Source organism: Sphingomonas sp. 1185 (assembly GCF_040544655.1).
GTDB lineage: Bacteria > Pseudomonadota > Alphaproteobacteria > Sphingomonadales > Sphingomonadaceae > Sphingomonas.
On record NZ_JBEPKL010000020.1, the window covers coordinates 1 to 7736 of the forward strand.

The 7736-nt window shown below is 61.1% G+C and carries 9 protein-coding genes and 1 pseudogene; 4 read left to right on the top strand and 6 right to left on the bottom strand.

The genetic code is table 11. The annotated features are described in order from the left end of the window. Positions 1 to 168 precede the first annotated feature (168 nt). The 3 genes from ABIC44_RS13415 to ABIC44_RS13425 all read right to left on the bottom strand — a co-directional run bounded on the left by ABIC44_RS13415 (position 169) and on the right by ABIC44_RS13425 (position 2638). Positions 169 to 852, bottom strand: a complete 684-nt coding sequence (locus ABIC44_RS13415; RefSeq protein WP_354295992.1) for an HAD family hydrolase — start codon at positions 850 to 852, stop codon at positions 169 to 171. A 145-nt stretch (positions 853 to 997) separates the two neighbouring features. Continuing rightward, complete coding sequence (locus tag ABIC44_RS13420; protein ID WP_354295994.1) at positions 998 to 1801, bottom strand: class I SAM-dependent methyltransferase; 804 nt, start codon at positions 1799 to 1801, stop codon at positions 998 to 1000. 297 nt (positions 1802 to 2098) lie between these two features. Next, positions 2099 to 2638: a recombinase family protein gene (locus ABIC44_RS13425; RefSeq protein WP_354295996.1), complete on the bottom strand. Its 540-nt coding sequence runs from the start codon at positions 2636 to 2638 to the stop codon at positions 2099 to 2101. Positions 2639 to 2655: 17 nt separating this feature from the next. On the opposite strand from ABIC44_RS13425, the gene ABIC44_RS13430 reads away from it, so the two are divergent. From ABIC44_RS13430 to ABIC44_RS13445, 4 genes and pseudogenes are all read left to right on the top strand, one after another. Then, complete coding sequence (locus ABIC44_RS13430) at positions 2656 to 2964, top strand: transposase (protein ID WP_354295997.1); 309 nt, start codon at positions 2656 to 2658, stop codon at positions 2962 to 2964. A gap of 21 nt (positions 2965 to 2985) precedes the next feature. Next, entirely contained in the window at positions 2986 to 4209 is a 1224-nt protein-coding gene (locus ABIC44_RS13435; RefSeq protein WP_354295999.1) for an IS256 family transposase, read from the top strand. A 102-nt stretch (positions 4210 to 4311) separates the two neighbouring features. Then, the gene (locus ABIC44_RS13440; RefSeq protein ID WP_354296079.1) at positions 4312 to 4782 is read left to right on the top strand and encodes an IS5 family transposase; all 471 of its coding nucleotides are present in this window, start codon (positions 4312 to 4314) and stop codon (positions 4780 to 4782) included. Then, positions 4775 to 5185: pseudogene (locus tag ABIC44_RS13445) on the top strand (transposase); the annotation flags it as partial. The gene ABIC44_RS13440 and the pseudogene ABIC44_RS13445, both read left to right, overlap by 8 nt. A gap of 394 nt (positions 5186 to 5579) precedes the next feature. Here the strand turns inward: ABIC44_RS13445 and ABIC44_RS13450 are convergent. The 3 genes from ABIC44_RS13450 to ABIC44_RS13460 all read right to left on the bottom strand — a co-directional run bounded on the left by ABIC44_RS13450 (position 5580) and on the right by ABIC44_RS13460 (position 7736). Further along, positions 5580 to 6101 (bottom strand): winged helix-turn-helix domain-containing protein, encoded by a 522-nt coding sequence (locus ABIC44_RS13450; protein ID WP_354296000.1) that lies wholly within the window; start codon positions 6099 to 6101, stop codon positions 5580 to 5582. A 78-nt stretch (positions 6102 to 6179) separates the two neighbouring features. Beyond that, positions 6180 to 6935, bottom strand: coding sequence for a SapC family protein (locus ABIC44_RS13455; protein WP_354296002.1), 756 nt, complete (start codon positions 6933 to 6935; stop codon positions 6180 to 6182). Positions 6936 to 6980: 45 nt separating this feature from the next. After that, on the bottom strand, positions 6981 to 7736 hold the full coding sequence (locus tag ABIC44_RS13460; RefSeq protein WP_354296004.1) for a SapC family protein: 756 nt from the start codon (positions 7734 to 7736) through the stop codon (positions 6981 to 6983).

Genomic DNA, 7736 nt, shown 5'->3' on the forward strand with positions numbered 1-7736 from the left:
ATCCCGAGCATGACCTTCAATGTACCCCATGCCCGAAGATTACACCGTCCCGGTACGCTCGGGAATCCACAACCCTGTTTTCGGACGGTCTGGATCCCAAACGGGACGGCCGCGGCCGTCTCGATCGCCGTTCCTTTGTGAGAAAACTCTCCCGGCCTCACTGCGCGCCTAGCGTACGGAAGAGACGCCGTCGACCAATGCGAGGACCTCTGACAATCTTTCGATCACCGCGCCAGGTGGGGGCGGCAGGTCAGCGGGCCAATCCATTCCGCATCGAAACCACGCGGTACTCAATCCGGCATTATGGGCACCAAGCACGTCTGCAACCGGGTTGTCGCCGACGAAAAGGCATTCCGAAGCTTGGACGCACAGCCGTGCCGCGGCCCGCTCAAACAACGCCGGATCGGGCTTCCTTAATCCTTCAGTCTGAGAAATGAGGACGGCATCCACCATGCGGTCGAGACCTAACGCTTCGATATGCCGTGACTGAAACGCAGTTTCTCCGTTTGTGATAATTCCAAGCCGCCTCCCTCGAGAGCGCAGTTCTTGCAGTGTTTCGGCCATACCAGCGAACGGCCGCGCGAAAGACGAGCATCGCTTCCGGTAGTCATCCAGCAACTCATCTGCCGCGTTGGGGTCACCGTTGAACTCCGCCAAAATCGCAGGATAAACGACGGATTTGTGCGTATGTCCGCGAGCATCCATCGCAATGAACCGATCTCGCCATGCCTCAAAAGCCGCATAGCCCAATCTTGAACGAAAACGACTATGCTGATCCGCTAGAAAAGCGATGAGCGATGTCGTCCGGTCCAGCAGCGTTTCATCAAGGTCGAAGAGAATGGCAGCCGTCATCGCTCATTGATGCCATCGGTTGGCGTCGGATTTCCATCCCCAGCCCGGCCTTTCCCGGAATACCATCCCAATGGGAATGTCCCAGCCGTCTTGCCCAACCTTCCCACTCGGGACGGCCGGAACCGGTCCAAGTGGGGCCTTCAGATCAAAGTGGCTTTAACGCCAACGTCGCAAGGAAGGTCGGCAGATATTGGTCGATGACGAAGCGCGGGGCCGGTGCACGGGCCTCCGCAAACCCTGCGATTCTGAAACCTGCCTCGGTCTGGCCACCAATCTGATCGGTCAGGCTATGGCCGTAGACCAGCGCTTCGCCACGCTCGACTTTTGCCTCTAGTTCGTTGGTCTCCATGTCTTCGGTATCGGCATAGGGCAGGGCGTATATAGGACGGATAAGCCCCTGCTCTCGCCATTGGGGATCGCGGTCACCCACGAAGACGACCGGGTTGTAAAAGCTCGCCAGCAGCCGCCCGCCCTTGCGAAGGGTCCGGTAACATTCCTTCCAGACAGGCCGGATATCCGGCACGTAGAGATTGGAAATGGGATGGAAGATGATGTCGAAAGACTCGTCCGGAAACACGGACAGGTCGCGCATGTCGCCTCGGATCGTGGACAAGGCCAGGCCCTCCCGTGCTGCCACCAAGCGGTCCTGCTCCAACTGCCCTTCGGACGCATCCAGGACGGTGACGGTTGCGCCCGCCGCAGCGAGAATGGGGGCTTGTTGACCACCAGCGGATGCAAGGCAAAGCACGTCGCGGCCTGCCACCTGCCCCAGCCAATGGTCGGGCATATCGTCCGGTATCAACCGCACCGACCAATCGCCTCGACGGGCTCCCGCAATGGCCTGCGAAGACACCGGGCGGGACCATTCGCAATCCTGCGCTGCGAGCTTGTCCCAAGCCGCTTGATTATGCGCGACAATGCTATCCGGCGAGCGGTTTGAAAATGTCATAACGATACCTGTTGAATTGCTCGTTCTGACGCAGCCGCCCGTGTAAGATTGGGGCGCGTTGGAACAAGCGAGTTGACCTAAAACGAAGTCATGCCCGCGACATTTTGGACAAAGGCTCAAACGGGAGCGCGCGATGCGCAATCGACCAATATGACTTCGTTACAGGATCACTGTCAGGGCACTCCGATATCGCGAAACAGATAAGCGCAAGCCGTTTGAAAAGCAAATCGGTCAAACGGTCGGTGTCTCAAAACTCAATTCCAATCGGCAAGAATTACGACATTGCAGCGGACTGGCTTAGCTATCTGGCGGCTCGCCTGCCGGGCAATGCCGATAAAAAGTCGATAAGCCAACCTGCAGCAATTTTGCGATTTTGGCCGGTTTGTCTCCTGCCGCCAGCAGCTTGCGCGCGGTGTCGATCTTGTCGGCCGTCATAGTTGGTTTACGGCCACCATCGGTGCCGCCCTTCGCCCGGGCGGCTGCCAACCCAGCGATCGTCCGCTCCCTGATGAGCTCTCGCTCCATTTCGGCGACTGAGGCGAGGATGTGAAAGAGCAGCCGCCCTGAAGGGGTGGCGGTATCAAAACCATCGGTCAGGGAGCGAAAGTCAATCTTCCGGTCGGAAAGACCCGCGGCAAGGTCGATAAGGCCCCGGATGGAACGACCAAGCCGGTCGAGTTTCCATATCACGAGCGTGTCTCCGGTGCGCAGGAATTGCAGAGCTTCCGTCAAACCCGGTCGATCAGTCTTCGCACCGCTCGCCTTATCGGCGAACATTCTCTCGCAACCGGCCCTGGCTAGGCATCGTGGACAAAGCTTGACGTCGTGGTGCGCCACTGATTCAAGGCTGCCTTTTGGAGGCAGACTTGGGCGAACGGATCGGTTTGTCGGATGAGGAATGGTCGCTGATCGGGCCGCTGCTACCGGCCGAGCGTGGACGAGGCTGTCGTCCCGCTGGTGACAATCGGCCCTATTTCGAAGGCATGATGTGGATTGCGCGGACGGGTGCGCAGTGGCGGCATCTGCCGGAGGAGTATGGCAAGTGGAATAGCGTGTTCCGCCGCTACCGTCGCTGGGCGACGACAGGTGTGTTCGACGCCATGCTGGAGACGCTGGCCGGTGCGGTGGGGCGTGTCAGGAATTTCGTGTGCGGGCGGGCATAGAGGGAAAGAAGGAGACCCTGTATGTCCCGACGCAAAGAGCCTGCGATACCGAACGAGCTGCTTGATCAGCTGCTGGCTGGCGCTGATGCTGGTGCCGCCCTGGCGCAGGGCGGCCTGCTGGATGCGCTGAAGAAGGCGCTGACGGAGCGCGCTTTGATCGCGGAGATGGATCATCATCTGGCCGGAGACGAGGGCGCCGGCAACTCGCGCAACGGCTACGGCCGCAAGACGATCACGACCGATACCGGCAAGCTGGCGATCGACGTACCACGTGACCGGCAGAGCAGTTTCGACCCGCAGCTGATCGCCAAATACCAGCGGCGCTTTCCGGGCTTCGATGAGAAGATCGTGTCGATGTACGCGCGCGGCATGAGCACCCGGGAGATCACGGGGCACCTGCACGATCTGTACGGCATCGACGTGTCGCCGGACCTGATCAGCACGGTGACCGACGCGGTGCTCGACGAGGTGGCGATCTGGCAGCAGCGGCCGCTGGATCCGGTCTACCCGCTCGTCTTCTTCGACGCCTTGCGGGTGAAGATCCGCGACGAGGGCATGGTCCGCAACAAAGCCATCCACATCGCGCTGGGCGTCCGCGCCGATGGCGCCAAGGAGGTGCTGGGCCTGTGGCTCGAGCAGAACGAGGGCGCCAAGTTCTGGCTCAGGGTCATGAACGAGCTGAGAAACCGTGGCACCGAGGATATTCTGCTCGCCGTCGTCGATGGACTGAAAGGTTTTCCAGAGGCGATCACAGCCGTATTTCCCGATGCCGTGGTTCAAACCTGCATCGTCCACCTGCTGCGCAATTCCATGGACTTCGTCTCCTGGAAGGACCGCAAGGGCCTGGCGACCGCGCTGAAGGAGGTCTACCGCGCGCCCAGCGCCGAGGCGGCCGAACAGGCGCTGACGGCATTCGAGGCCGGACCATGGGGCACCCGCTATCCCGCCATCGGCCAGAGCTGGCGGCGCGCCTGGGTCGAGGTGATCCCGTTCTTCGCCTTCCCCGACGAGGTCCGGCGGATCATCTACACCACCAACGCCATCGAGGCGCTGAACTCGAAACTGCGCCGGGCGGTCCGGGCCAGGGGCCATTTCCCCAGCGACGAGGCCGCCACCAAGCTGCTCTACCTGATCTTGAACCGCTCGGAAAAAGAGTGGAGAATGCCACCACGTGAGTGGACCATGGCCAAGGCCCAGTTCGCCGTCATCTTCGGCGAGCGCTTCATCCGAGCCATGGCGGCGTAATGTTCAGCCGCCCGCCCGCACACGAAATTCCTGACACTCCCGTGCGGTGGAACGCGATGGCCGCGCCGACATGATCGACAGTACGGTCGTCCGGGCACACCACTGTGCCGTGGGCATAAAAAAGGGACTGGTGCGGCCGAGGCGCTCGGTCGATCCCGCGGCGGCTTTACCACCAAACTCCACGCCCGCTGCGATGTCAGAGGTCGCCCGCTCGCCTTCGTCCTGACGCCGGGTCAGGCGCATGACACGCAAGGCTTTGGCCCATTGATGCGCATGACCGCCGACCGCATCGACGCGCTACTTGCAGATAAAGGCTATGACCGCGACGCGGTTCGCGACACCCTGGCCAGCATGAACGTCGAGGCCGTGATCCCGGCCAGGCGCAACCGCCGCAACCCGGCGGCGCATGATCGGGTCAAGTATCGCTGGCGTAACCAGATCGAGCGCTTGTTCAACAAGCTCAAGAACTGGCGACGTGTCGCCACACGCTACGACAAAACCACCCAGTCCTACATCGGCTTCGTTAGCCTCGCCTCAGTCCTGCTCTGGCTACCCTTTGTCCACGATGCCTAGGCAAAGCCAGGCATGCCAGTTGCTGATGTCGATCCCCGGCGTCGGCGCCGTCACGGCGACGACCTTCACCACCGCCATCGAAGACCCGGCGAACTTCGCGAAGTCACGATCGGTCGGCGCGTGGGTCGGCCTGACGACCAGGCGATACCAGTCCGGTGATGTCGACTATGACGGGCATATCTCCAGGCGCGGCGATGCGAACCTGCGCTCACTGCTCTACGAGGCCGCGACGACGATCCTGACCCGCGTTCACGCCGATAGCGACTTGCGAACATGGGGGCTGAAGCTTCGCGAGAGGCTCGGCTTCAAGAGGGCCGCCATTGCCGTTGCGCGCAAACTGGCCGTCATCATGCATGCCATGCTGCGATCCGGCGAGTTGTTCTATCGGACCGCTGCCGCCTGACTTTTTCACAAGCTTGGACGCGCTGCCCGCAGCGCCCCGAGGCGTCCCTGCCGGGACGTGAGCTGGATCATTCCGAGGATCGAGTTGCACCACCCAGCCAAGAGCAAGGCGCGTGCGTCCAAAACATTGGAAGATCCGCTTCGCAGACACCCATCATGCGGCGACATGTCTCGACCGCGAAGACGACCGTGCCCCGGCATACGACGTATCCTCGAACCAGAAAAAGGACTTGCCCTATGACATGCGATTAGACGACTCGATCCCGATCGGGACGGGACCGCAAACCTTGGGGTGTCATTCCGCCCCCAACCGTACCGACCACCAGCGGCGCATTTTTCAACAGCCACCGCCGTTTATGCTGCCGCTGTCTTGCGACGATACTCCCAATTGCTAACTAATCGCATGGTGCATTCTCGCCCAGCAGCGCGGTGATTCCCGCAACGACATCCGGAATGAGTCGATAACTGCGCCGACCGGTTTGGATAGCTTCAGCGGATATTCCCATCATGCGCAAGCCACATCGAAGGTGGCATATATAAACTTTGACGGCCTTTACATCGGCAGTACGGATACCGGCGGCACGAACCAGTTCGTCGCAAGCAATGTACACGCCAGGCTCATCAAGCAGGCGCAGGAGAATTGCAGCTCCGTTACGTCCTACACGGGGCTGCAATGCGACGAGACGATCTATGGCAGCGGTGCGCCTTCGGTCCTGCCCAATCTGCTTTAGCATGCGTTGCGGGTTGGGGCCGGATATCGACTGCAGCGACGGCGATCGCCTTGAACCGGAATGTGGCGCAGTCTGTTCGTCCAGCCGGTGAAGCATCGCGCGAGCGGTTGCCAAAGCCTCGAGCCCCGTCTCGATCAGGCTGGTCAATTCACGATAGTTGTCGAAACTTGCATGGTCCTGGACCATGATCCCGCACTCCCTCCATTTCCGACCGTCCATGATCCGGGGACCGCGGAAGACCGTGCCGCGCCCCCCGGTGTTCAATCAGAGCAACGGCTCGTCGGCAAACAGCGTGCCGATCCGGCGCAGCGAGAAAAGGTGCGCGAAGATCAGCGCCAGCGCACCCGATTGAACCAGCTTGCGATACTGGTCGCCACGCAGGCTCTTCAGCTTGTCTTCGGACACCATCTGGAAGCCGCGCAGGATACGCGGGGTGCCGTCCTCGCCCGCCACACTCGCCTCGGCTTCGATCAACAGATCGAGGTCGCACAGTTCGGCCACAAAGCTTTCGGTGCGTCGGATCGCCGCCTCGAACTGCTCGCAAAATGCCAGGATGGCGCGGGCCTGATCGGTGGGTTCATCCCCAGCAAACAGGTTGCCCGCCTCGCCCTCGACCAGTCGACCGCTTTCGCTGTCAAAGCACAGGGTGAGGTCAGTCGCCTTGTCGTCGAGTTTGGCGAGAAGAAAGGGATAGCGGCGAACATAGGCCGGGACATAGCGCTCCGCCTGCCAATGCCCCTCACCATCGACATGACGGTTCTTGCCCCCCGGCATACCGGTCATGACCACCGGCATCGGATTCTCACCGCTGGAGAAGACGATCGGGTAATCGGCCTGGGCCGCGATGAACTCGTCGGTGGTCAACACGATCGCAGGGCTGTCGGCAGCGAACCCGAAATTGGGCTTGGCCTGCTCCTCGAAGGTCAATGTGCCGTGAAGCTGGCTCATCAAAGGGGTTACCGCCTTGTAGAATTGCGGCAAGGTCTGGTCTTGGGTTTTGTCTTGGATCTGATCGGTCATGTCATTCGCTTTGTTTGAACGTTCGGGATATCCGGCAAAGAGGGCTTAACCCTCGTCTGCCACGTCGGAGCTCGGGGCCGGAAAGGTCTGCCCCAAATGGCGCAGCGAGAAGAGATGGGCGAAGATCGCACCTTGTGCGCCCGTGCTCATGAGCTTGCGCAGCGGCTCGGCCCGCAATTGGCGAAGCCGTTCCTCATCAACCATTCGGTAGCCCGGAACAGTGATCCGTCCGCCTGCGCCGTCATCGAGCCGCAAATCGACGAGCAGGTCGAGTTCGGCCAGTTCTTCCATGAAGCTGCGCGTGCGCCGCACCGCAGCCTCGAAACTCTGGCAGAATTCAAGGATCTGGCGGGTCGTCTCGCTGGGACTGTCGTCTTCGCCGAACAGATTGCCCTCGTCCCGATCACTCAGCCAGGGGCAGGCACCATCGAAGCACAGGCTCATCTCATCCAGTTCAGGGTCGAGCCGGGCGAGCAAGAAGGGATAGCGGCGAACATAGGCCGGAACATAGGCTCCGGGTCGCCATGCGCCCTGAGCGTCCACGAACTGGTTGCGCTGGCTGCCGGGCTGACCGGTCAAGACCATCGGCCTCGGCGCCTCACCACCGCCAAACACGATCGGATAATGCATGACGGCCGAGGTGAACTCGTCGATCGTCAGGTCGATCGTGTCGGCCCGCACGGCAAAGCCATAATCCGGTGTTTCGGGTGCATCATAGGCCAGATGACGATGAAGCCTGCTGATGAGCGGCGTCACGAAGCGATAGAAGCGCGGCAACGGCGCGCTAGGCATCGGTGTCAT

Excerpts from the sequence above, each read along its gene's own strand:
- ABIC44_RS13415 (WP_354295992.1), bottom strand. The coding sequence starts at position 852 with ATGACGGCTGCCATTCTCTTCGACCTTGATGAAACGCTGCTGGACCGG.
- ABIC44_RS13420 (WP_354295994.1), bottom strand. The coding sequence starts at position 1,801 with ATGACATTTTCAAACCGCTCGCCGGATAGCATTGTCGCGCATAATCAA.
- ABIC44_RS13435 (WP_354295999.1), top strand. The coding sequence starts at position 2,986 with ATGTCCCGACGCAAAGAGCCTGCGATACCGAACGAGCTGCTTGATCAG.
- ABIC44_RS13450 (WP_354296000.1), bottom strand. The coding sequence starts at position 6,101 with ATGGTCCAGGACCATGCAAGTTTCGACAACTATCGTGAATTGACCAGC.
- ABIC44_RS13455 (WP_354296002.1), bottom strand. The coding sequence starts at position 6,935 with ATGACCGATCAGATCCAAGACAAAACCCAAGACCAGACCTTGCCGCAA.
- ABIC44_RS13460 (WP_354296004.1), bottom strand. The coding sequence starts at position 7,736 with ATGACACCGATGCCTAGCGCGCCGTTGCCGCGCTTCTATCGCTTCGTG.